General features: G+C 63.8%; 19 protein-coding genes, 1 pseudogene and 1 riboswitch. Of the genes and pseudogenes, 9 read left to right on the forward strand and 11 right to left on the reverse strand.

Features of this window, described 5'->3' with window-relative positions; genetic code table 11:
• Positions 1–89: 89 nt before the first annotated feature.
• A complete protein-coding gene (locus H618_RS0102420; RefSeq protein ID WP_028693549.1) occupies positions 90–1,496 on the reverse strand; it encodes an adenosylmethionine--8-amino-7-oxononanoate transaminase in 1,407 nt (468 codons plus the stop codon).
• A 225-nt stretch (positions 1,497–1,721) separates the two neighbouring features.
• On the opposite strand from H618_RS0102420, the gene H618_RS0102425 reads away from it, so the two are divergent.
• The 3 genes from H618_RS0102425 to H618_RS0102435 all read left to right on the forward strand — a co-directional run bounded on the left by H618_RS0102425 (position 1,722) and on the right by H618_RS0102435 (position 5,148).
• Positions 1,722–3,710, forward strand: coding sequence for a flavin monoamine oxidase family protein (locus H618_RS0102425; protein ID WP_028693550.1), 1,989 nt, complete (start codon positions 1,722–1,724; stop codon positions 3,708–3,710).
• Between the two features lie 272 nt (positions 3,711–3,982).
• Complete coding sequence (locus H618_RS0102430) at positions 3,983–4,534, forward strand: cytochrome b (protein WP_028693551.1); 552 nt, start codon at positions 3,983–3,985, stop codon at positions 4,532–4,534.
• 35 nt (positions 4,535–4,569) lie between these two features.
• A complete protein-coding gene (locus H618_RS0102435) occupies positions 4,570–5,148 on the forward strand; it encodes a YceI family protein (RefSeq protein WP_028693552.1) in 579 nt (192 codons plus the stop codon).
• 98 nt (positions 5,149–5,246) lie between these two features.
• On the opposite strand, the gene rhlE2 is transcribed toward H618_RS0102435, so the two are convergent.
• From rhlE2 to ahcY, 4 genes are all read right to left on the reverse strand, one after another.
• Positions 5,247–7,121 (reverse strand): RNA helicase RhlE2, encoded by a 1,875-nt coding sequence (rhlE2, locus tag H618_RS0102440; RefSeq protein WP_028693553.1) that lies wholly within the window; start codon positions 7,119–7,121, stop codon positions 5,247–5,249.
• Between the two features lie 221 nt (positions 7,122–7,342).
• Positions 7,343–8,128 carry a substrate-binding periplasmic protein gene (locus H618_RS0102445; protein ID WP_028693554.1) on the reverse strand — a complete coding sequence of 262 codons (786 nt, stop codon included), beginning with the start codon at positions 8,126–8,128 and terminating at the stop codon, positions 7,343–7,345.
• Positions 8,129–8,371: 243 nt separating this feature from the next.
• On the reverse strand, positions 8,372–9,217 hold the full coding sequence (gene metF / locus H618_RS0102450; RefSeq protein WP_028693555.1) for a methylenetetrahydrofolate reductase [NAD(P)H]: 846 nt from the start codon (positions 9,215–9,217) through the stop codon (positions 8,372–8,374).
• A 165-nt stretch (positions 9,218–9,382) separates the two neighbouring features.
• Entirely contained in the window at positions 9,383–10,792 is a 1,410-nt protein-coding gene (ahcY, locus tag H618_RS0102455; protein ID WP_028693556.1) for an adenosylhomocysteinase, read from the reverse strand.
• 173 nt (positions 10,793–10,965) lie between these two features.
• A riboswitch (S-adenosyl-L-homocysteine riboswitch) is annotated at positions 10,966–11,052 on the reverse strand.
• Between the two features lie 178 nt (positions 11,053–11,230).
• Here ahcY and H618_RS0102460 point away from each other — a divergent pair.
• Complete coding sequence (locus H618_RS0102460) at positions 11,231–11,632, forward strand: acyl-CoA thioesterase (RefSeq protein ID WP_028693557.1); 402 nt, start codon at positions 11,231–11,233, stop codon at positions 11,630–11,632.
• A gap of 34 nt (positions 11,633–11,666) precedes the next feature.
• On the opposite strand, the gene H618_RS0102465 is transcribed toward H618_RS0102460, so the two are convergent.
• Positions 11,667–12,902, reverse strand: a complete 1,236-nt coding sequence (locus H618_RS0102465) for a cation:proton antiporter (RefSeq protein WP_028693558.1) — start codon at positions 12,900–12,902, stop codon at positions 11,667–11,669.
• A 216-nt stretch (positions 12,903–13,118) separates the two neighbouring features.
• Here H618_RS0102465 and H618_RS0102470 point away from each other — a divergent pair, with 216 nt between their 5' ends.
• Positions 13,119–13,952 (forward strand): EamA family transporter, encoded by an 834-nt coding sequence (locus H618_RS0102470; RefSeq protein ID WP_028693559.1) that lies wholly within the window; start codon positions 13,119–13,121, stop codon positions 13,950–13,952.
• A gap of 24 nt (positions 13,953–13,976) precedes the next feature.
• Positions 13,977–14,363 carry an MAPEG family protein gene (locus H618_RS0102475; protein WP_028693560.1) on the forward strand — a complete coding sequence of 129 codons (387 nt, stop codon included), beginning with the start codon at positions 13,977–13,979 and terminating at the stop codon, positions 14,361–14,363.
• Position 14,364: 1 nt separating this feature from the next.
• Here H618_RS0102475 and mltA read toward each other — a convergent pair whose 3' ends face one another.
• Positions 14,365–15,516: a murein transglycosylase A gene (mltA, locus tag H618_RS0102480; protein ID WP_028693561.1), complete on the reverse strand. Its 1,152-nt coding sequence runs from the start codon at positions 15,514–15,516 to the stop codon at positions 14,365–14,367.
• A 117-nt stretch (positions 15,517–15,633) separates the two neighbouring features.
• Here mltA and H618_RS0102485 point away from each other — a divergent pair, with 117 nt between their 5' ends.
• Complete coding sequence (locus H618_RS0102485) at positions 15,634–16,080, forward strand: c-type cytochrome (protein ID WP_028693562.1); 447 nt, start codon at positions 15,634–15,636, stop codon at positions 16,078–16,080.
• Between the two features lie 22 nt (positions 16,081–16,102).
• Here H618_RS0102485 and H618_RS0102490 read toward each other — a convergent pair whose 3' ends face one another.
• On the reverse strand, positions 16,103–16,498 hold the full coding sequence (locus H618_RS0102490; protein WP_028693563.1) for a DUF1090 domain-containing protein: 396 nt from the start codon (positions 16,496–16,498) through the stop codon (positions 16,103–16,105).
• A gap of 132 nt (positions 16,499–16,630) precedes the next feature.
• Entirely contained in the window at positions 16,631–18,328 is a 1,698-nt protein-coding gene (gene ligB / locus H618_RS0102495) for an NAD-dependent DNA ligase LigB (RefSeq protein WP_028693564.1), read from the reverse strand.
• 235 nt (positions 18,329–18,563) lie between these two features.
• On the opposite strand from ligB, the gene H618_RS0102500 reads away from it, so the two are divergent.
• Positions 18,564–18,968, forward strand: a complete 405-nt coding sequence (locus tag H618_RS0102500; protein ID WP_154660605.1) for a hypothetical protein — start codon at positions 18,564–18,566, stop codon at positions 18,966–18,968.
• A 52-nt stretch (positions 18,969–19,020) separates the two neighbouring features.
• Here the strand turns inward: H618_RS0102500 and metK are convergent, their stop codons facing one another.
• Entirely contained in the window at positions 19,021–20,211 is a 1,191-nt protein-coding gene (gene metK, locus H618_RS0102505; protein WP_028693566.1) for a methionine adenosyltransferase, read from the reverse strand.
• Positions 20,212–20,223: 12 nt separating this feature from the next.
• Positions 20,224–21,225: an ArsR/SmtB family transcription factor gene (locus H618_RS0102510; RefSeq protein WP_028693567.1), complete on the reverse strand. Its 1,002-nt coding sequence runs from the start codon at positions 21,223–21,225 to the stop codon at positions 20,224–20,226.
• 277 nt (positions 21,226–21,502) lie between these two features.
• On the opposite strand from H618_RS0102510, the pseudogene H618_RS0102515 reads away from it, so the two are divergent.
• A pseudogene (locus tag H618_RS0102515) lies at positions 21,503–21,963 on the forward strand (transketolase); the annotation flags it as partial.

Below are 21,963 nucleotides of genomic sequence, written 5' to 3' on the forward strand. Positions count from 1 at the left end.
AGTGTGGCTCGATGGAAACACGGTCATGTGGGAGCGGTCGGTTCGGCGCTCCGATTGGCCGCCAACGCCCCCACAGGACTCAGGGGCTATCAACCGGGATCACGAAAATCCGGATGGAAATCAGCCGGCACCGCCACGCTGACACTGTCGCGGGTGGCAATGTCGATGCCTTCGCTGGCGACCTCGGCGAGGAAGTCGATCTGCTCCGGGGTAATCACATACGGCGGCAGGAAATACACCACGCTGCCCAGCGGGCGCAGCAGCGCACCACGGCTCAGGGCGTGTTCGAAGACTTTCAGGCCACGCCGTTCCTGCCACGGGTAGGCCACCTTGCCGTCGCGCGACTTGACCATCTCGATGGCCAGGGCCATGCCGGTCTGGCGAATTTCACCGACATGGGCGTGGTCGGCCAGGTGCGCGGTGGCGCTGGCCATGCGCGTAGCCAAGGCCTTGTTGGCCTCGATGACCTGATCTTCGGCAAAGATGTCCAGGGTCGCCAGGGCCGCCGCGCAGGCCAGCGGGTTGCCGGTGTAGCTGTGCGAATGGAGGAAGGCGCGCAGGGTCGGGTAGTCGTCGTAGAAGGCCTGGTAGACCTTGTTGGTGGTCAGGCACGCGGCCAGCGGCAGGTAGCCACCGGTGAGAGCCTTGGACAGGCAGAGGAAGTCGGGGCGGATACCGGCCTGCTCGCAGGCGAACATCGTACCGGTGCGGCCGAAGCCGACGGCGATCTCGTCGTGGATCAGGTGCACGTCGTAGCGGTCGCAGGCCTCGCGCAGCAGCTTGAGGTACACCGGGTGATACATGCGCATGCCGCCGGCGCCCTGAATCAGCGGCTCGATGATCACCGCGCTGATGCTGTCGTGGTGCTCGGCCAGGGTCTGCTCCATGGCGGCGAACATCGTTCGCGAGTGGTCTTCCCAGCTCACCCCTTCAGGGCGGTGGTAGCAGTCCGGGCTGGGCACCTTGAGGGTGTCGAGCAGCAGGGCCTTGTAAGTTTCGGTGAATAGCGGCACATCGCCCACCGACATCGCCGCGATGGTTTCGCCGTGGTAGCTGTTGGTCAGGGTGACGAAGCGCTTCTTCTCGGGCCGGCCGGTGTTGTGCCAGTAGTGGAAGCTCATCTTCAGCGCCACTTCGATGCACGACGAGCCGTTGTCGGCGTAGAACACCCGGTCGAGCCCTTCGGGGGTCAGCGCCACCAGGCGCTCGGACAGCTCGATCACCGGCTGGTGACTGAAGCCTGCGAGGATCACGTGCTCGAGCTGGTCGACCTGATCCTTGATGCGCTGGCCGATGCGCGGGTTGGCATGGCCAAACACATTGACCCACCACGAGCTCACCGCGTCCAGGTAGCGCTTGCCTTCGAAGTCTTCCAGCCATACCCCTTCGCCGCGCTTGATCGGGATCAGCGGCAGGTGCTCGTGATCTTTCATCTGGGTGCAGGGGTGCCACAGGACTTCGAGGTCACGTTGCATCCACTGTTGATTGAGCCCCATGGGCGGTTCTCCTGGCGGCGTACGGGTAAAAGAGCGCGTAAGCCTAAGAGAAGCGGCCGTGTCGAACAACCCGAGATGCGTGTACGCAACCGCTGCTTGTCGACAGCGGACGATGCCACGGTGCTAGCAGGGCAGCCGGGGCTGACGTATTCTTAGCGGCTCTTTTTTCCGGGGCGGTTCGCGCTCTGGGTTCTTCACGCTTTTTTTGATCTGGAGTCTGCCTCGATGGCTGCTGCTTGGGTGCGCGTGTGCGCGGTAATCATGATTGGCTTGTCCGGCGCCGCAGCGCAGGCCCAAGGCAAGACCCCGACGGCGCTGGTCGTCGGTGGCGGCCTGGCGGGCCTGACCGCGGCCTACGAGCTGCAGAACAAGGGCTGGCAAGTGACCCTGCTTGAGGCCAAGGCCAGTCCTGGCGGGCGTTCGGGGCTGGCGACCAGCGAGTGGATCGGCAACGACAAGGCCCAGCCGGTGCTCAACCAGTACCTGCAACAGTTCAAGCTCAGCACCTTGCCGGCCCCCGAGTTCGTGCGCAGCCCCGGCTACCTGATCGACGGCGACTACTTCAGCGCCGCTGATCTGGCGACCAAGCAGCCGGCCACTGCCGAAGCGCTCAAGCGCTACGAGAAAACCGTCGATGACCTGGCCCGTTCGATCGACGATCCGCTCAATCCGGCAGCCAACAACACACTGTTCGCCCTCGATCAGATCAACGTCGCCAACTGGCTCGACCGTCTGCAATTGCCGACCACCGCGCGGCAGTTGATCAACCAGCAGATCCGCAGCCGCTACGACGAACCTTCGCGCCTGTCGCTGCTCTACTTCGCCCAGCAAAGCCGCGTATACCGCGGTGTCGACGACCGCGACCTGCGCGCCGCGCGCCTGCCTGGCGGCAGCCCGGTGCTGGCCCAGGCCTTCGTCAAGCAGATCAAGGCGATCAAGAGCAACTCGCCGGTCACCGCCATCATCCAGGACAAAGATGGCGTAACGGTGAAGGTCGGAAGCGTGGGCTACAGCGCCGATTACCTGGTGATGGCCGTGCCGCTGCGCGCACTGGCCAAGATTCAGATGACGCCGAGCCTGGACAACCAGCACGTGGCGGCGATCAAGGGCACCAACTACGGCTGGCGCGACCAGGTGCTGCTGAAGTTCAAGCAGCCGGTGTGGGAGAGCCGGGCGCGGATGTCCGGGGAAATCTTCAGTAACGCAGGCCTGGGCATGCTGTGGATCGAGCCTGCTCTGAAAGGCGGCGCCAACGTGGTGATCAACCTCGCCGGTGACAACGCCCGCTTGCTGCAGGCGTTCGGCGACAAGCAGATGGTCGATCAGGTGCTGATTCGTCTGCATGCGTTCTATCCCAAGGCACGTGGCGCCTTCACCGGCTATGAGGTGCGCCGTTATGGCACCGATTCGGCCATGGGCGGCGCTTACCTGGCCTATGGCCCGGGGCAGATCAGCAAGTACTGGCGTCTGTGGGAGCGCCCGCTGCAGCGCATGACCTTCGCCGGCGAGCACACCGACGCGCTGTATCCAGGCACCCTGGAAGGTGCGCTGCGCAGTGGTCAACGCGCCGCCATCCAGGTGCAGGATCTGGCTGCCGGCAAGTCCTTAGAACCGATCAAGGTCGGGCCAGCGGCGGCAACTGCCGCGGTGGCAGGCGCGGCAGCGGCGAAGCAGGGCGGTTTCTTCTCGCGGCTGTTCGGTGGGAGTACCGACGACAAGGCCAAGGCCCCGCCTGCTGCTGCCCCAGCCGTGGCCGACAAAGCCGCTGCGCCTGAGGCGAGCAAGCCCGGCTTCTTCTCGCGGCTGTTTGGCGGCGGGGCAGATAAATCCGACGCGGCGCAACCTGCGGCTACCCCTGCCTCGACCGAGCAGAAGGCTGCGCCAGAGGCGGCCAAGCCTGGATTCTTCTCACGCCTGTTCGGCGGTGGCGGTGAGGACAAGCCAGAGCCTGCCCAACCGGCCCCAGCTGCCCCAGCTGCCCCGGCAGCAGTCCCGGCAGCACCCGCCGCGCCCGCTGCGCAAGCCGCTCCGGCAGCGCCGGTAGAGCCGGCCAAACCCGCCCCGGCCCCCGCCGCCAAGCCAGCGCCGCACGCTGCGAAGAAAGCCCCGGCGCCTGCGGCGCACAAATCTGCAGCGCACCACCCGGCGCCTGCGAAGAAACCGGCCGCGACCAAGAAACCTGCAACCACTGAGCAGGCCCAGCCGGCGCGCTGAGGCCGCCATACCGGGGTTCTGGCTGCGTATCTCTCGGCATCTTGTCGATGGAACGCAGCCGGGGCTGCAGCCTGGCTTTAAAACAGCAGCCACCATCCAGCCACCCGTCTTTCGACAGCCGTCTAAAAATCCGTCTAGGGTTAACGTTTCCTTAATAACGTCCGTGAACAATTACTATCGTTTTATTCGATATTTCAGAGCAGTTTTTTCTGCTTTTATTCGATACGTTTGACGGTAGTCTTGGCACAGCTCTCACGGGGAATTTCAGCACCATGCAACTGCGCAACTCATCATCGCGTTACGGGGCCATCAGCATCGTGCTGCACTGGGGTGTGGCGCTGACGGTTTTCAGCCTGTTCGGCCTGGGCCTGTGGATGGTCGGTCTCGACTACTACGACCCGTGGCGCAAGGCTGGCCCTGACCTGCACAAAAGCATAGGGCTGGTGCTGCTGGCGGTGATGCTGGTGCGGGTTGTGTGGCGTCTGATCAGCCCGCCGCCGCCTTCACCCGCCAGTCACGGCCGCTTCACCCGGCTGGCGGCCAAGGCGGGACACGGACTTCTCTATGTGGGCCTGTTCGCGGTGATGATCGCCGGTTACCTGATCTCCACCGCCGACGGTGTCGGCATTCCCGTGTTCGAGCTGTTCCATGTGCCGGCACTGGTCAGCAACCTGCCTGATCAGGCGGACATCGCCGGCGAAGTTCATTTCTACCTGGCCTGGGGGTTGGTGATCTTCGCCGGCCTGCATGGCCTGGCAGCACTCAAGCATCACTTCATCGACCGTGACGCGACCCTTCTGCGTATGCTGGGCCGCAAAGCGTGACTCACTCCCAAAAATGCAACGGAAGGAATCAAAGGATGTTGAAAAAGACGTTTGCCGCACTGGCGCTCGGTACTGCCCTGTTCGCTGCGGGTCAGGCCATGGCCGCCGACTACAAGATCGACAAGGAAGGCCAGCACGCCTTCGTCGACTGGAAGATCAGCCACCTGGGTTACAGCTTCATCCACGGTACCTTCAAGGACTTCGACGGTAACTTCTCCTGGGACAGCGCCAAGCCCGAGGCGAGCAAGATCAGCGTCGACCTGAAAACCGCCAGCCTGTGGTCCAACCACGCCGAGCGTGACAAGCACATCGCCAGCGCCGACTTCCTCGACGTGAAGAAATACCCGGACGCCAAGTTCGTCTCCACCGCAGTCAAGTCCACCGGCGACAAGACCGCCGACGTCACTGGCGACCTGACCCTGCACGGTGTGACCAAGCCGGTTACCTTCAAGGCCGTGTTCAACGGTGAAGGCAAAGACCCATGGGGCGGCGAGCGTGCCGGCTTCAATGCCACCACCACGCTGACCCTGAGCGACTTCGGCATCAAAGGTCCAGGTCCGACTTCGCAGACCCTCGACCTGGATATCAGTGTCGAAGGTGTGAAGCAGAAGTAAGGCGCGCAGCGCGGGGTGCACCGTTGCACCCCGCTACTGCGGACAAAAAAATCCGATGCCAGTTGCTGGCATCGGATTTTTTTATCGGGCCTTGCGGCTTAGCCCTTGCGGGTCAGCAGCGCCGGACGCTCACCGCGTGGGCGGCTTGGTGCGTCTTCGAGCTGCTCGGGCGTGGGGTAGCGATCGAGCTTGGATTCCTTGCGGATGATCACCGGCTGTTGCTGCGACTCACGCGGGTTGCGCACCGCCGGTTCCTGGCGAGTGGTGTCTTCGCGACGGCCACGGGCAGCGCCGCCGCCGTTGTTGTTGCGGCGTTTTTCGCCCCCGCTGTTGGCACCGCCAGCGCCACGCTGACCGCCTGAGCGCGGTTGACCACCGTTCTGGTTGCGCGGCTGGCCGCTACCTTGCTGCTGACCCTGGCCGGAAGAGCTGCCGGGACGGCGCTGACGGCCGGAGTTCTTGGCATTCTGGTATGGGCTGACGTAGTCGGCACGGTTGCCGAAGTTGTCTATGTCATCGTCGAGGAAGACTTCCGGGTCGCGGTTACCGTCGGCAGCTGAAGTGCTGGCCTGGGCCGACTTCTGCGGGCGGGGTGTCTTGGCATCGCGTGGCTTGCGCGGTTGCTGCGCCTGACGCTCGCCGGACTTGGCCTTCTCGGCAGGCTTTTCCGCCGACTGCTGACGGCCCTTGCCTTTATCCTTGCCTTTGTCCTTGCGCCCGCCATTGCTGGCAGTGGCGCCATCGCCGCGGCTCTGGCCATTGCGCCCGCCACGGCCATTGGCCTGTGGACGTTCACGCACTTCCGGCTTTTCCGCTTCGATCTGGCTGGCATCGAAGCCCATGGTGTCGCCGTCGGCGATCTTCTGCCGGGTGACCCGCTCGATGCTCTTGAGCAGTTTTTCTTCGTCCGGCGCGACCAGGGAAATGGCTTCACCGGAGCGGCCGGCACGGCCAGTACGGCCGATGCGGTGAACGTAGTCTTCTTCGACGTTGGGCAGCTCGAAGTTGACCACGTGGGGCAGTTGGTCGATGTCCAGGCCGCGCGCGGCGATATCGGTGGCGACCAGCACGCGGACGCTGTTGGCCTTGAAGTCGGCGAGCGCCTTGGTGCGCGCGTTCTGGCTCTTGTTGCCGTGGATCGCGGCAGCCGGCAGGCCGTGTTTTTCGAGGTACTCGGCCAGGCGGTTGGCGCCGTGCTTGGTACGGGTGAAGACCAGCACCTGTTCCCAGGCACCCTGGGTGATCAGGTGCGCCAGCAGCGCGCGCTTGTGGCCCGACGGCAGGCGGAAGATGCGCTGCTCGATGCGCTCGACCGTGGTGTTCGGCGGCGTGACCTCGATGCGTTCGGGGTTGTGCAGCAGTTTGTCGGCCAGGTCGGTGATGTCTTTCGAGAAGGTGGCCGAGAACAGCAGGTTCTGGCGCTTGGCCGGCAGGCGGGCCAGGACCTTCTTGACGTCGTGGATGAAGCCCATGTCGAGCATGCGGTCGGCTTCATCGAGCACGAGGATTTCCACATGGGACAGGTCGACGCTGCCTTGGCCGGCGAGGTCGAGCAGACGACCGGGGCAGGCCACCAGCACGTCGACGCCCTTGGCCATGGCCTGCACCTGCGGGTTCATGCCGACGCCGCCGAAGATGCAGGTACTGACCAGGCTCAGGTCGCGGGCATACAGCTTGAAGCTGTCGTGCACCTGGGCGGCCAGTTCGCGGGTCGGGGTGAGCACCAGAACCCGTGGCTGGCGGGGGCCGTGGCGCTTGGATTTGTCGGGGTGACCTGCTGGAAACAGGCGCTCGAGGATCGGCAGGGCGAAGCCGCCGGTTTTACCAGTACCCGTCTGGGCGGCGACCATCAGGTCGCGGCCTTGCAACACGGCGGGAATGGCCCGCTGTTGCACGGGAGTTGGCTGGGTATAGCCCGCGGCCTCGATAGCGCGGACAAGTGCCTCGGAGAGACCGAGGGAAGCAAAGGACATGGGCAATCCTGTTCTCGTGGGGGCTGGGCCCGATGGGGTGATCTGCCTGGCGCGACGGGCATCTGAGGGAATGCGATCGCGTCCGGTCCAGCTTGGCATGCACTGCGCATCGAGGAAGCGGCGGGGGCACCTGGGGTGCGCAACTGCCGATCGGGATGCCTGTTACGAGGCCGAGCGTCCGGGCGTGAGCCGGGCGGGAAGGCCCGAGTATAACAGAGCATTCAGCGCGTGCCGTGTTCGTGGTGCTCAACGGTGCGTGGAAAACTTTCAGGGGTGTCGGCATAACGCTGCACGATCGCCTGATACGCCGGCTCTTGCTTGAAACGCTGCAGGGCCTCGGCGAACGCCTGAGCCAACTGCTCACGTCCCGGTTTGCGCGCCAGGCCCAGGTATTGCGGCTTGCTGTCGATGAGCAGCGGCAAGGCTTCGATCTGCTCATCGAGTTGCAGCTGGTGCAGCAGGTATTGGCCGACATGGCGATCGGTTACCAACAGATCGATGCGTCCGAGCGCAAGTTTGCCGAAATTCGACATATGGGTAGGCGCCGGCTCACGGCGAAAGCCCTTGGCCTCGTTGAACTCGGCACTGTAGTTGTAACCGGGTGAGGTGCCGATGGTCAGGCCGTTGAGGTCATCCAGCGTACGTACCTCATGAGGGCGCGCGCGCGACTGGAACAGAACGAATTCGACCTGCGACAGCGGCTCATCGGGATACAGAATGAACGACTCACGCTCGGGCAGCTTGAACAGCCCGAGAATGCCATCGGCCTGACCCTGCTCGACCATCGCCAGGCAGCGCTTCCATGGCATGAACACCCAGTCGACCTCCACGCCCAGGCGTTTGAACACTTCGCTGGCCACCTCGAAGTGGAGGCCATGGGGCTGGCCGTTGTCCTGATAGATGTAAGGCGCCCAGTCATCGCTGACGATGCGCAAACGTTCTGCCTGGGCCAGCGGGCTCAGGCAGATCAGCAGCACGATACCGATCAGGGGGAGGATCTTGGACATGGCGGCAGAGTACGCGGGTCATCTGCCGATGACCAGCCATGCCCGGAAGGCAGATGCCCGCGCTGTGAACAGCGCAACAGAAGCGTCACCAGGTGATTGCGCGGGATGTTGCGCGAGGCCATCGACGGCGCGCGCAACAGGCACATGCAAAACTGCTCTGCACTTTCCTCGGACACCTGCACCGCAACCGCCGCTGCCAGGGCTTGGGCGGTTGCGGTGGGTGCAAGCGGTGCCAGGGCGAGGTCAGCGTGGCAGTTGCAGGTTGTTCCACACCGCCAGGCTCGGCTCGGCCTGGTTCAGGGTGTAGAAGTGCAGGCCCGGTGCGCCGCCTTGCAGCAGTTGTTCGCACATGCGGGTGATGACTTCTTCACCAAAGGCCTGGATGCTTGCGGCGTCATCGCCATAGGCTTCCAGTTGCTTGCGCACCCAGCGCGGCAGCTCGGCACCACAGGCATCGGAGAAACGCGCCAGCTTGCTGTAGTTGGTGATCGGCATGATGCCCGGCACCAGCGGGATGTCGACGCCCAGCTTCTGCACCCGTTCGACGAAGTAGAAATAGCTGTCGGGGTTGAAGAAATACTGGGTAATGGCGCTGTCGGCACCGGCCTTGACCTTGGTGGCGAAGTTCTTCAGGTCGGACTCGAAGTTCTGCGCCTGGGGGTGCATCTCGGGGTAGGCGGCCACTTCGATGTGGAAGTGATCACCGGTTTCCTCGCGGATGAACTGCACCAGGTCGCTGGCATGGCGCAGCTCGCCGGAGGCCATGCCCATGCCCGAGGGCAGGTCACCGCGCAGTGCGACGATGCGCTTGATGCCGGCGTCCTTGTACTCGCCGATCAGTGCACGCAGTTCGGCTTTGGTGTCGCCAACGCACGACAGGTGCGGGGCGGCGGGAATTTTCACTTCGCTTTCCAGCTGCAGCACGGTGTTCAGCGTACGGTCGCGGGTCGAACCGCCTGCGCCGTAGGTGCAGGAAAAGAAGTCGGGGTTGTAGGTGGCCAGCTGACGGGCAACGCTGATCAGCTTGTCATGGCCGGCTTCGGTCTTGGTCGGAAAGAACTCGAAGCTGTAGCGGCGTTCTTGGGACATCGGGGCTTCTCCCAGCAGCAGGCTCTGGAGCTACAAGTTTCAAGCTTCAAGCTGCAAGTGAAAGCCGGATCGGCGTGGTGCGATCCGGCTGTGCATCGTTCAGGTTTCGGCGGTGAAGCTGCAGGCGGCGCTCTCGCTTGCCGCTTACAGCTTCAAGCTCGCAGCTTAGTACCGGTAAGCGTCAGGCTTGAACGGGCCGTCGACGGTGACGCCGATGTATTCGGCCTGCTGCGGGGTCAGTTGGGTGACCACGCCGCCGAAGCCGCGGACCATTTCCAGGGCCACTTCTTCGTCGAGCTTCTTGGGCAGTACTTCGACGGTCAGGCGCTCGGCCTTTTTGCCTGCGTCCAGTTCGGCATATTTCTGCTCGAACAGGAAGATCTGAGCCAGGACCTGGTTGGCGAACGAACCGTCCATGATGCGGCTCGGGTGACCGGTGGCATTGCCCAGGTTCACCAGACGGCCTTCGGCCAGCAGGATCAGGTAGTCATCGTTCTGCGGGTCGAAGGTGCCGGCGCCGGTGCGGTGGATCTTGTGCACCTGCGGCTTGACCTCTTCCCACGCCCAGTTCTTGCGCATGAAGGCGGTGTCGATTTCGTTGTCGAAGTGGCCGATGTTGCACACCACGGCGCGCTTCTTCAGGGCCTTGAGCATGTTGGCGTCGCAGACGTTGACGTTACCGGTGGTGGTGACGATCAGGTCGATGCGGCCCAGCAGGTCGGCATTGATGCCGGCTTCGGTGCCGGTGTTGATGCCATCCTTGAACGGCGAGACCAGCTCGAAACCGTCCATGCACGCTTGCATGGCGCAGATCGGGTCGACTTCGGTGACCTTGACGATCATGCCTTCCTGACGCAGCGACTGCGCCGAACCCTTGCCCACGTCGCCGTAGCCGATCACCAGGGCCTGCTTGCCCGACAGCAGGTGGTCGGTGCCGCGCTTGATGGCGTCGTTGAGGCTGTGACGGCAGCCGTACTTGTTGTCGTTCTTGCTCTTGGTGACCGAGTCGTTGACGTTGATCGCCGGGACTTTCAGCTCGCCCTTGGCCAGCATGTCGAGCAGACGGTGTACGCCGGTGGTGGTCTCCTCGGTCACGCCGTGGATCTTGTCGAGCATGGCCGGGTATTTCTTGTGCAGGATTTCGGTGAGGTCACCGCCGTCGTCCAGCACCATGTTGGCGTCCCAGGGCTGACCGTCCTTGAGGATGGTCTGCTCGATGCACCACTCGTATTCCTGCTCGGTCTCGCCTTTCCAGGCGAACACCGGAACACCGGCAGCGGCGATGGCAGCAGCGGCCTGGTCCTGGGTGGAGAAGATGTTGCACGACGACCAGCGCACTTCGGCGCCCAGCGCGACCAGAGTTTCGATCAGCACGGCGGTCTGGATGGTCATGTGGATGCAGCCGATGATCTTCGCGCCCTTGAGCGGTTGCTCGGCCTGGTACTTGCGGCGCAGGCCCATCAGCGCGGGCATTTCCGACTCGGCGATGATGACTTCCTTGCGGCCCCAATCGGCCAGGGAAATGTCGGCGACCTTGAAATCGGCAAAACCGGCAGGCGTGTTTACAGCGCTCATGAAGAGCCTCCATTCGTAATAGTCGAATGGGCGCCGTTGTGCGTTTTGGCGCCGCCTGAACAGCCTCGAGGCTCGGTCATGCTGCGTTGAAAACACCCTCGAAATGCTCATGTACTTTCAGTGCATTCCGCGTTCTCGGCTGTTTTCGCCTTGCCTGACCTTCGCTCAAGACCGTTCACTCAGCGCCTTGGCGTCCGCATGCGCGGACAACGCCCCATCCGAGCCTGACAGGAGAACCTGCTGCAGCGCCCCTCGGACAGGTGGCGGGCATGGCGCCGCTGTGGGCGACCATGTGAAACGGCGCAGATTATAGCCGCGCCGAGCACTTAGCCCAAGGTTTTCTGTCGAATTGATCGAGACCATGGTCGAGGGTCGATGGAGTCACGTCAGCCGCTCTGCCATGATGGTCCGACGTTAACTCGGCGTTCAGGAGTCCCGATGAATTTCCACACCCGCAAGTGGGTAAAGCCCGAAGACCTCAACCCCAACGGCACCTTGTTCGGCGGCAGCCTGCTGCGCTGGATCGACGAAGAGGCCGCGATCTACGCCATCGTCCAGCTGGGCAACCAGCGCGTGGTGACCAAGTACATGTCGGAAATCAACTTCGTCAGCGCCTCGCGCAAGGGCGACATCATCGAGCTGGGCATCACCGCCACCGAGTTCGGCCGCACCTCGATCACCCTGCGCTGTGAAGTGCGCAACAAGATCACCCGCAAGAGCATCCTCACCGTCGACCGCATGGTCTTCGTCAACCTCGGCGAAGACGGCCTGCCGGCGGCCCATGGGCGTACGCACATCAAGTACGTGGAAGATCAGTTCCCCGACGGTTCGGTGGAGTGAATAGCGAAGGGGCCGCATTGCGCGGCCCCTTTTTTTACGGCTGTTCGCTCACCCTGCGCACCACGCCGCCCACCGTCAGACCCTGAATCAGAATCGACGACAGCACCACGATGTAGGTGATCGACAGCAGCAGGTCGCGTTCTTCGCCGGCTGGCAGCGACAGCGCCAAGGCTACCGAAACACCGCCGCGCAGGCCGCCCCAGGTGAGCACGCGGATGGTGCCCTTGGGCACGCTGCGCCAGCGGCGCAACAGCAGAATGGCCGGCGCCACGGTCAGCAGGCGCGAGGCCAGTACCGCGATCGCCAGCACGCTGCCGGCGGCCAGGTGCAGCCAGTTGAACGGCAGCAGCAACAGCTCCAGGCCGATCAGGGCGAACAGCAGGGCGTTGAGCATGTCGTCGATCAGTTCCCAGAAGCCGTCCATGTAGCGCCGGGTCATGTCGTTCATCGCCAGGTTACGGCCCAGGTTGCCGATGATCAGACCGGCCACGACCATGGCGATCGGTGCCGAAACGTGCAGCTCGTAGCACATCACAGAACCGCCGATCACCAGCGCCAGTGTCAGCATGACCTCGACCTGGTACTGCTCGATGCCTTTGATCATGCGGTAGGTGGCGTAACCGATCAGGCCACCGAACAGCGCGCCGCCGACCGCTTCGCGCAGGAACAGCATCGCGGTATCGGCCACGCTCGGCGTTTCGCCGAGCTGGGCGATGCCCAGCAGCACGGTGAACACCACCACTGCGGTGCCGTCATTGAACAGCGACTCACCGACGATGGTGGTTTTCAGCGGTTTCGGGGCGTTGGCGGTACGCAGCGCGCCGAGCACGGCGATGGGGTCGGTTGGCGAGATCAGCGCGCCGAACAGCAGGCAGTAGATCAGGCTGACCTGCCAGCCGAACAGGGCGAACACCCAATGCGCGAGCAGGCCGATCACCACCGTGGCGATCAACACACCGACGGTTGCCAACAGGCCGATCGGCCAGCGGTAGCTGCGCAGGTCGCCGAGGTTCACGTGCAGGGCGCCGGCGAACAGCAGGAACGACAGCATCCAGTGCATCAGCAGGTCGTTGAAGTCGATCTGGTTCATCAGGCCTTCGACCCGTTCTTCCAGGCCAGGGAAGCCGATGAAGCTCAGCCCCTGAATGATCAGCGAGAACACCAGGGCGGTGACCATCACGCCAATGGCCGGGGGCAGGCCGATGAAACGGTAGTTCACATAGGTGAGGAGGGTGGTCAAGCAGATAAACGCAGCAACGAGTTCAAGCATCCTGAATCCTGTGGCAGTGGCTTCCAAGTCGAAACCCGAATGGTCCCGGGAGTGTTGTTTGATGATCTGACCGCGTGGTCGGGCACATGCTCTGACCAGAAAACTCATCATCGTTCCGTTTGCAGGCGGCATAACGCCTGCAACCTGCGGTGAGTCGCGGTAAGGTAGCGCTCGAAATATCTGCTTACTTCTCAACGGTTCAAGGAGCTGTGCACGGTGTTGGCAACGTCTCTGGTACTGATCGCTGCGGTTCTGCATGCCACCTGGAACACCTTGATCAAGTTCAGCGGCGAGCGCTGGCTGGTGATTGCCTGCATGGACATGGTGGGGCTGATCTTCGCTCTGCCGCTGCTGGCCATGGTCGAGCCGCCGCCGGCCGATATCTGGTCGTGGCTGGCCGCCTCGGCGTTGGCCGAGCTGCTCTACCGTATTCTGTTGATCCAGGCGTATCGGGTGGGCGACCTAGGGCTGATCTACCCGCTGATGCGCGGTACGTCGCCGTTGGTGGTGCTGGCGTTGACCTTGCTGTTCGCTGGCGAAAGCCTGAGCGGCCAGCAGATCATCGGCATTCTGCTGATTCCATGTGGCATGGCGTGCCTGTTGTGGCAGGGCGGTGGCGGTGATCGCCTGCCTTGGTCGATGCTGCCGGTGGTGGCGCTGATCGGCTTGTGCATCGGCTGCTACACCTGGTTCGACGGTCAGGCCGTGCAGCGCTGGGGCAAGCCTTGGGATTACCTGGTATGGCTGACGCTATGCTGCTCACTGCCGTTTCCGCTGATTGCCGGGTCGACTCGCCGCACAGCATTCACCGCGTTCTGGCGTAGTCAGTGGCGGCTGGGGCTGGCAGTGGGTGTATGCGTGTTGCTCAGCTATGCCCTGGTGCTGTGGGCCATGCACCTGGGCTCGATCGCCGAGGCGGCTGCGCTGCGCGAGTTGAGTGTGATTCTGGTGGTGCTGCTGGGTATGCGCTATTTGAAGGAACCGTTCGGCGGCCCTAGACTTCTGGCCTGCGGGCTGGTCCTGGCTGGCGTATTGGTAATGAAGTTCTGACCCCTTGATCGTGGAGTTTTCGCTATGACCGTCGCCCTCTGGTGCATTCTGTTCGCCATGTTCTTGCCGCCGCTGTGTGCACTGGGTGCCAAGCTCAGCAGTGGCCGTTTTGGTTTTCGTGAAAACCACGACCCGCGAGCGTTTCTCGACACATTGTCTGGCCTGCCACGGCGTCTGCACTCGGCGCAGCAGAACGGCTTCGAGACCTTCCCGGCGTTCGCGGCTGCGGTGCTGGTGGCCGATGTGGTCGGCAATGCCGAGCAAGTCACCCAGGATGTCCTGGGTGTGCTGTACATCACCAGCCGCCTGCTGTTCATCCTCTGCTACATGGCCGACCTGGCGGCGCTGCGCTCACTGGCATACTTCGCAGGCCTGATATTGACCGTCAGTTTCTTCGTCGTCTCGGTGTGAATCACGGCACCTTGGGCACGTCCGGCAGCGGCTGACCTTTGGGCCAGAGCATCCAGATCTGCCCTTGCTGCTTCATGTTGCCGGCCAGCTCGCCGGCTTCGGGTCCGGTGCCCCAGAACAGGTCGGCACGCACTTCGCCGGTGATGGCGCCACCGGTATCCTGAGCGCCCACCGGGCGTACCACGGGGCTGCCGTCGGGTCGCGTGGTCGACAGCCACAGCAGGCTGCCCAGCGGAATCACCTTGCGGTCGATGGCCACGCTGTAGCCGGCAGTCAGCGGCACGTTGAGCGAGCCGCGAGGGCCTTCGTTGCTGTCTGGCCGAGCGCTGAAGAACACGTAGCTGGGGTTGCTGGCGAGCAGCTCCGGTACGCGCTGCGGATGTGCCTGGGCCCAGTCATGAATGGCGCCCATGCTCACCTGGTCCTTGGTCAATCCACCCTGCTCGACCAGCCAACGGCCGATGGGACGATAGGGGTGGCCGTTCTGGTCGGCGTAGCCCAGGCGCAGTTGCCGGCCGTCCTCCAGCTGCACTCGCCCCGAACCCTGGATTTGCAGGAATTGCAGGTCCATCGGGTCGGTCAGCCAGGCCAGCACCGGTGCGCTGACGCCGTCGCGGCTGATGACCTCGGCGGTGTCGTAGGGCTTGAGCACGCGGCCTTCGAGGCGACCGCGCAGGCGCTTGCCCTTGAGTTCCGGATAAACACTGGCGAGGTCGACCACCACCATGTCGTCAGGAATGCCGTACACCGGCACCGAGGCTTGGGCTGTCTGCTCGAGGCTGCCGCGGTAGACCGGCTCGTAGTACCCGGTGATCAGGCCGTTGGCCTGGTTCTGCGCCGAGCGCAGGCCGTACACCTCAAGGTGTTCCTGCAAGAAGCTGCGCACCGCCTGCGGCTCGCTCGGCAGCGTGGCGGCCGCCTGGCAGATCGGCGCCCAGGCCGGATCACGGGTGAGTTTCTCGCAGCCTTGGCGCCAGGTGGTGAAGCCGGCCAGCAGGTCGCTGTCGCTGACCGCAGGCAAGTCTTTCCAGGTGGCAGGGGCATAGGTGGCGATGGCGTGGGGCGCGGGCTTGTCCTGGTCGCCGCCGTTGCAGCCGGCCAGCAGTACCAGGGCCGTGAGGGTGCCGGTGAGGCGGCGCAGGGTTGAACTCATGGGGCGGTGTCCTTGTACGGGTGAATGGGAAATTCGACCCTGAAATCAGTAAGGGATTGGTCTTTGCGGTGTGGGCCGTGATACTGGCGGGCCTTTTTCTCAGCCCGAGGCTCGCGGATGTACAAGCGCTTCACTGCAATCCTCTGTATCACCCTGATCACTGCCGGTTGCGACCGAGTCGACCCCGACTCGCCAGTGGCCAAACGCAAGGCAATTTTCAAAGAGCTGCTGCACACCAGTGAAAACCTTGGCGGCATGTTGCGCGGCCGCCTGCCGTTCGACGCTGGCGCTTTCGCTGAGGGTGCGGTCAAGCTCGATACCTTGGCGCACGAACCATGGCAGCATTTCGCCAAACAGCCCGAAGGCGCCAACAGCAGCGCCCGGCCCGAACTCTGGCAGCGCCAGGCGCGATTCGAAGACCTGGCCCGGCGGTTGGAGGCCAGCACCGCCGTGCTGCGCGAGCAGACCCGGCAGCAGGCACTGCAACCTGCCAGCCTGAAGGCGCCCATGGATGCGGTCGAGGCGGCCTGCAAGGCCTGCCATCAGGAGTTTCGCAACCACTGAAGTACGCCGTCAGTCTGGTGCCTTAGCGCTCGAGTTGGTCGACAGCGTCTTGCAGTTCTTTCTTCGACTCAGCGAGCTTTTCCTTGCGCTTGTTGATCTTCTCGGCGTCGCCTTTCTTCATCGCCTTGTCCAGGTCCTTGGTGCGTTGTGCCACTTCGTGGCGGGCCTCGAGCACCTTTTGCTCGCGCTCTTTGCGCAGGCTGGCGTCGGTGCAGTTGTCGGTATTTTCCTTGAGCGCCTTTTCCAGGCCGGCGGCCTGGTTGGCGTTGCCGTGATCACGCGCTTGCTTGAGCTGATTCTCGATAGCGCTGCGCTTGGCGGCGCAGCCGGTCAGGCCGGCATCGGGCTGGGCAGCCTGGACGCCAGTGGCACCGAGAAGGAGGGTAGTCAGCAGGACGAGCGAGGATATCGGTTTCATGTAAAGCCTCCCTTACGGGGCGGGGTAGCAAAAGTTGGGGGAAATCCTGCCTTGGTTTTGTGCTTTAAGAAACCCTTGATAGTGGTTTCTGGCCATAACTCAGGCTTTTCTGACACCAAACGTTGCCAAACGCTATTGTGCGGCCCTTAGCGCAACTGACCCAAACCCATCCACCTGATGATCGGCCAGTTGCCGCGCCAGTGCGTTCACCTGTTCGTCGCTGAAAAACCCATGCAACTGGCGGGCGCGCTGCGCGCTCACCCCAGGTTGTTGCCGCCATTGGCTGAGCGTACGCGCAGCCAAGCTGTGCCAGTCTGCGTGCAGCGCCTGTGTTGGTCTGGCGGGCACCCCCAGCGCGCGCAGCCACTGCTCGAATGGGCGGCTGCGCGCCAGGCGAAAGCTTTCGGAAAGGTGCGCAGCCCGCGCCAGGCCAATGCCGGGAATCTGCCGCAATCGCGACTCGTCCAGCTCGAGCCAGTCGAGCAGCCCGTGGAGCGCACCCGCATCCACCAGGCGCCGCCAGGTGCCCGCACCCAGCTTGGGCAGGTTGAGCCCTTGCTTGCCGCTGAGCCAGGCCAGGCGCGCGACGAACTGCTCACGGCAGGTATCGCTGACCCGCCAGCAACTGAGTGGGTGAAACTGTGCAGGGTCAGGCTGCACCACTGGCACGCGCTCGCTGGCGCGAAGAACGACGCCCTCGAAGCGTGGAATGATCAGCCCTGCCAGGCTGATGTGCACCTGATCGCCAGGGCGCACATCGAGGGCCTGCCAGCGCGCCAGTGAGCCGAGGCTGACCTGGCTGAGGCGACGATCATCGAGCGTGACCGGCTGCAACAGCGCCAGCGGTGTGATGCGGCCACTGCGACCGATGCTGAAACGCACGTCACGCACCTGCGCCAGTACCGTGCGAAACGGGTACTTCCAGGCGGCTACCCAGTGAGGTGCCCGGGCTTGCCAGCGCGAGGCCGGCGGGCGGTGTTGCTGGCGCAGCACCACGCCGTCACTGGCGAACGGCAAGGGGCGGCGGTACCAGTGCTGGCGCCAGCGGCTGACCTCATCCAAGCCTGTGACCGGCACGCTGAAGCGCAGGGTGTCGACAAACCCCAGATCAGCCAGGCGCTGATAGCGCAGGGCCTGCTCGTTGGGGCCTTGCGGCCAGTCCCAGACGAACAGGGCAATGCGCTGCGCGTCACTGGCGCTCAGGTGTTTGCGCGCCAGCCAGCCGGCGACCACCCCACGCGCGCCAACGCTACCCGCCCTGGCCTGTACATGTTCATCCAGACGCTGATAAAGCTCGCCGTGCAGCACCAGATCGAGCGGCTCGGGCAGTGTCCGATGAATGCCCTCGAGCATCGGCAGGTGCCGGCTCCAATCGTGTCCGCTGACGCCATTGCCGCGGCTGATCAACTGCTCGAGTGTGCCGCCGCGGTAGATCAACGTCACCGCCACGCCATCGACCTTGGGCTGTAGCCAGACATCGCGTCGGGTATCCAGCCACCGGCGCACGTCCGACTCGTCATCGAGCTTGATAAGGCCGGTATGGGGAATGGGATGGGGCCGCGGGCCACCTGCGCTTGCCAGTGGATCGTCCTGCTGTGGCAGGGCGAAGCACCGTTGCAGGTGGCGCAGGTGCTGACGGGCCTGGTCGTACACCTCGTCGTCGACCAGGGCGACGCCCTGGCGGTGATAGTGATCGTCCCAGCGGGTGAGGGTCTGGCGCAGGTCGCTGACCTCGCTTGCGGCCCTTGGCGCAGACCAGTCGGGGCAATCGTCGGCACGGGTGATCGCGCTACAGGCGAACACGGCAACGACGATCAAGACTTTGGGCAACATGGCCGGCTTCCTTGCAGGCATCAGGGGAAGGGCCAGCCTAGTCGGCGCAGGCGAACCCGCCGGGATGCGAGTGTCAGCGGAAGTTGCCCAAGGCTGCTGATCGCCAGCCTGTCTCGCTGGAGGAGCAGCCATGCCGGGCCACCTGACATTTTTACCAGTTGTGGAAAAGCCGCAGAAACCGGTGCAGTAGGAGGGCGCTATCGGCAAACCACCCGAACAGGAGTAGAGGGCTATGCATCATCGTCTCGAGGCAATGGGTCTGCGGGCTTTCGAGCCACGATGGCTGAGGGCCAATTGGGAGAAGATCGGCCAGGGACTGAGCCATCTGCAACCCGAAAACAAGGTCAGGTCAGGCGACCCGTTCGTCACGCAGGAACAACTGCGCAAGTACTACGCGATCTACGTGGTGGCGCTGAGCGAACAGGTTGCGGGCCGCTTCAGGCTTTGCGCACTGGACGACACCCAGCGGCTCATTCCATTGCATTACATCGACGCGCATGCCGAAAAACCTGAGGGATTTCTGAGTTCCGACGTGCTTCGCCATGGTAGTTGTGCGGTGCCGGGCGGCATCAGCGATGCGGTCGAATTCGAGGTCTATGGGCTGTTGTGGACTCGCCTGGCGAAACGTTTGGCATGAAAAAGCCCCCGCCGATCGCTCGGCAGGGGCTTTGGCGAAACCCAGGTTGGGCTTACAAGCCAGCCGCGACGCGCAGTTGCTCGGCGCGGTCGGTGCGTTCCCAGGTGAAGGTGGTGAAGGTGTCGTCACCCACGGTCTTCTGCTGCGGGGTACGGCCGAAGTGGCCGTAGGCAGCGGTCTCCTGGTACATCGGGTGGAGCAGGTCGAGCATGGTGGTGATGGCGTAGGGGCGCAGGTCGAAGCACTCGCGCACCAACTGCACGATACGAGCGTCGGAGACCTTGCCGGTGCCGAAGGTGTTGATCGAAATCGACGTTGGCTGGGCGACGCCAATGGCGTACGACACCTGGATTTCACAACGGTCGGCAAGGCCGGCAGCGACGATGTTCTTGGCCACGTAACGGCCGGCGTAGGCGGCGGAACGGTCGACTTTCGATGGGTCTTTACCGGAGAACGCGCCGCCACCGTGGCGAGCCATGCCGCCGTAGGAGTCGACGATGATCTTGCGCCCGGTCAGGCCGCAGTCGCCCACCGGGCCACCGATGATGAAGTTGCCGGTCGGGTTGATGTGGAACTGGGTGTCCTTGTGCAGCAGCTCGGCCGGCAGCGTGTGCTTGACGATCAGTTCCATCACGCCATCGCGCAGGTCAGCGTAGGAAACGTCCGGGTTGTGCTGGGTCGACAGCACCACCGCATCGATACCGACCACTTTGCCGGCTTCGTAGCGGCAGGTGACCTGCGACTTGGCGTCCGGACGCAGCCACGGCAGCAAGCCGGATTTGCGCGCTTCGGCCTGGCGCTCGACCAGACGGTGCGAGAAACAGATCGGCGCTGGCATCAGCACTTCTGTTTCATTGCTGGCGTAGCCGAACATCAGGCCCTGGTCGCCTGCGCCCTGATCTTCGGGCTTGGAACGGTCGACGCCTTGGGCGATGTCCACCGACTGTTTGCCGATGATGTTCATCACTGCGCAGGTTGCGCCATCGAAGCCGACCTCGGAGCTGTTGTAGCCGATGTCGACGATGACTTTACGCACCAGGTCTTCCAGGTCGACCCAGGCCGAGGTGGTAACTTCGCCAGCGATGATCGCCACGCCAGTCTTGACCAGGGTTTCACAGGCGACGCGGGCGTATTTGTCTTGGGTGATGATGGCGTCGAGGATCGCGTCGGAAATCTGGTCGGCGATTTTATCCGGGTGCCCTTCGGACACGGACTCGGACGTGAAAAGGGAGTATTCGCTCATCTCGAAGGGTTCCTAGAAAGTACCGATGAAAGTGTTGGCAGTGGTCCGCTGGAAATGCCGGACCTGAATCTGGAAGCCGTTACGCAGGCCCACGTACAGGCTTTCGCCGGGGGTCAGCCCGGCAGCGCTGGCCCAGCGGGCCAGATCGTGTTGTTCGAACCCCAGCCACAGGTCGCCGCAGGCGTCGCGGGCCCAGTCCTGATCGTGGCTGCACAGCTCGGTGATCAGCAGGCTGCCGCCGGCGTTGACCCGCGAAGCGAGGCGGCGCAAGGCCAGGGCCGGGTCGCTGAAGTGGTGCAGGACCATGTTCAGGACCACGCAGTCGGCCTGACCCTGGCTGCTGTCCAAGGCGTCGGCCAGTTGCAGGTCGACGTTGTCGAGGCCTTCGCGCAGGCACAACTGGCGGGCCAGTTCGAGCATGGTCGGGCTGTTGTCGAGCGCCGTGACCTGGGCGAAGCGGCGGGCCAGGTCGGGCAGAAAGCCGCCATCGCCGGGACCGACCTCCAAGGCTGTGGCCTGGGGCGCGAAGCTCAGTTTGTCGAGCAGGGCCAAAAGGCTTTCACGATAGTGCGGCAGGCCGGCAATGAGGTCTTGCTGGGCGCGAAACTTCTCTTCCACGCGCAGGAAAAAGTCCTGGCTGGTGGCGGCGCGACGCTGCTGGACCTGCACGATGCGTTGCTGGATATCGGCGCCAAGGGCCAGGCCGTCGACCTCCTCTAGCAGGGCCGCATGCAGGCGACCGCCGAGACGTACGGTATCTGGCAGGGCGCGGCGATAGAAGATTGCGTTGCCTTCCCGGCGCGTGGCCACCAACCCGGCCTGGGCCAGCACCTTGAGGTGGTGGCTCATGCCGGACTGGCCGATATCGAAAATCTGCGCCAGCTCCAGCACGCCGAACGAATCGCTGACCAGTACCCGCAGCACGTTCAGGCGCAGCACATCGCCGCTGGCCTTGCACAGGGCGGCCAGGTCATCGCTGCAATGCTCGGGGAAAGGCTGCGCGGGTAGGTTCATGGGGCGGCAGTCTAGTCACGGCAGGCGTGGCCCGCAACAGCAATATCAAAAAGTTTTGATATTGGCGCGGGGCGCCAGCGGCAAGCTATTAGCGGCAGGCGGCAAGCCCGGCGTGCGCGCTCAGACAAAGTTAACGGGTTGCACGGTCTGGCTTGCCGCTTGCAACTGATAGCTTGCCGCTCCACGAAATCCGTGATTGCCCAATACCTGCGCGTGGGGGAAAATGTCGGACTTTTTCCGTGATACCCCCCTTTTCCAAGCTTTCAGGAGACCAGCGATGCCCAGCCGTCGTGAACGTGCCAATGCCATCCGCGCCCTCAGCATGGATGCCGTGCAAAAGGCCAACAGCGGCCACCCCGGGGCCCCGATGGGCATGGCGGATATCGCCGAAGTGCTGTGGCGCGACTACCTCAAGCACAACCCGAGCAACCCGCACTTCGCCGACCGCGACCGCTTCGTGCTGTCCAACGGCCACGGCTCGATGCTGATCTACTCGCTGCTGCACCTGACCGGCTACGACCTGTCCATCGATGACCTCAAGGGCTTCCGCCAACTGCACAGCCGAACCCCGGGCCACCCGGAATTCGGCTACACCGCAGGCGTCGAAACCACCACCGGCCCGCTCGGCCAGGGCCTGGCCAACGCGGTCGGCTTCGCCATCGCCGAGAAGGTCATGGCTGGCCAGTTCAACCGCCAAGGCCACGACATCGTCGACCACCACACCTACGTGTTCCTCGG

Source organism: Pseudomonas cremoricolorata DSM 17059 = NBRC 16634 (genome assembly GCF_000425745.1).
Classification (GTDB): Bacteria; Pseudomonadota; Gammaproteobacteria; order Pseudomonadales; family Pseudomonadaceae; genus Aquipseudomonas; species Aquipseudomonas cremoricolorata.

What these genes read in the sequence shown, in the direction of transcription:
- H618_RS0102420 (WP_028693549.1), bottom strand. Translation starts at nt 1,496, where the DNA reads ATGGGGCTCAATCAACAGTGGATGCAACGTGACCTCGAAGTCCTGTGG.
- H618_RS0102425 (WP_028693550.1), top strand. Translation starts at nt 1,722, where the DNA reads ATGGCTGCTGCTTGGGTGCGCGTGTGCGCGGTAATCATGATTGGCTTG.
- H618_RS0102430 (WP_028693551.1), top strand. Translation starts at nt 3,983, where the DNA reads ATGCAACTGCGCAACTCATCATCGCGTTACGGGGCCATCAGCATCGTG.
- H618_RS0102435 (WP_028693552.1), top strand. Translation starts at nt 4,570, where the DNA reads ATGTTGAAAAAGACGTTTGCCGCACTGGCGCTCGGTACTGCCCTGTTC.
- rhlE2 (WP_028693553.1), bottom strand. Translation starts at nt 7,121, where the DNA reads ATGTCCTTTGCTTCCCTCGGTCTCTCCGAGGCACTTGTCCGCGCTATC.
- H618_RS0102445 (WP_028693554.1), bottom strand. Translation starts at nt 8,128, where the DNA reads ATGTCCAAGATCCTCCCCCTGATCGGTATCGTGCTGCTGATCTGCCTG.
- metF (WP_028693555.1), bottom strand. Translation starts at nt 9,217, where the DNA reads ATGTCCCAAGAACGCCGCTACAGCTTCGAGTTCTTTCCGACCAAGACC.
- ahcY (WP_028693556.1), bottom strand. Translation starts at nt 10,792, where the DNA reads ATGAGCGCTGTAAACACGCCTGCCGGTTTTGCCGATTTCAAGGTCGCC.
- H618_RS0102460 (WP_028693557.1), top strand. Translation starts at nt 11,231, where the DNA reads ATGAATTTCCACACCCGCAAGTGGGTAAAGCCCGAAGACCTCAACCCC.
- H618_RS0102465 (WP_028693558.1), bottom strand. Translation starts at nt 12,902, where the DNA reads ATGCTTGAACTCGTTGCTGCGTTTATCTGCTTGACCACCCTCCTCACC.
- H618_RS0102475 (WP_028693560.1), top strand. Translation starts at nt 13,977, where the DNA reads ATGACCGTCGCCCTCTGGTGCATTCTGTTCGCCATGTTCTTGCCGCCG.
- mltA (WP_028693561.1), bottom strand. Translation starts at nt 15,516, where the DNA reads ATGAGTTCAACCCTGCGCCGCCTCACCGGCACCCTCACGGCCCTGGTA.
- H618_RS0102485 (WP_028693562.1), top strand. Translation starts at nt 15,634, where the DNA reads ATGTACAAGCGCTTCACTGCAATCCTCTGTATCACCCTGATCACTGCC.
- H618_RS0102490 (WP_028693563.1), bottom strand. Translation starts at nt 16,498, where the DNA reads ATGAAACCGATATCCTCGCTCGTCCTGCTGACTACCCTCCTTCTCGGT.
- H618_RS0102500 (WP_154660605.1), top strand. Translation starts at nt 18,564, where the DNA reads ATGCATCATCGTCTCGAGGCAATGGGTCTGCGGGCTTTCGAGCCACGA.
- metK (WP_028693566.1), bottom strand. Translation starts at nt 20,211, where the DNA reads ATGAGCGAATACTCCCTTTTCACGTCCGAGTCCGTGTCCGAAGGGCAC.
- H618_RS0102510 (WP_028693567.1), bottom strand. Translation starts at nt 21,225, where the DNA reads ATGAACCTACCCGCGCAGCCTTTCCCCGAGCATTGCAGCGATGACCTG.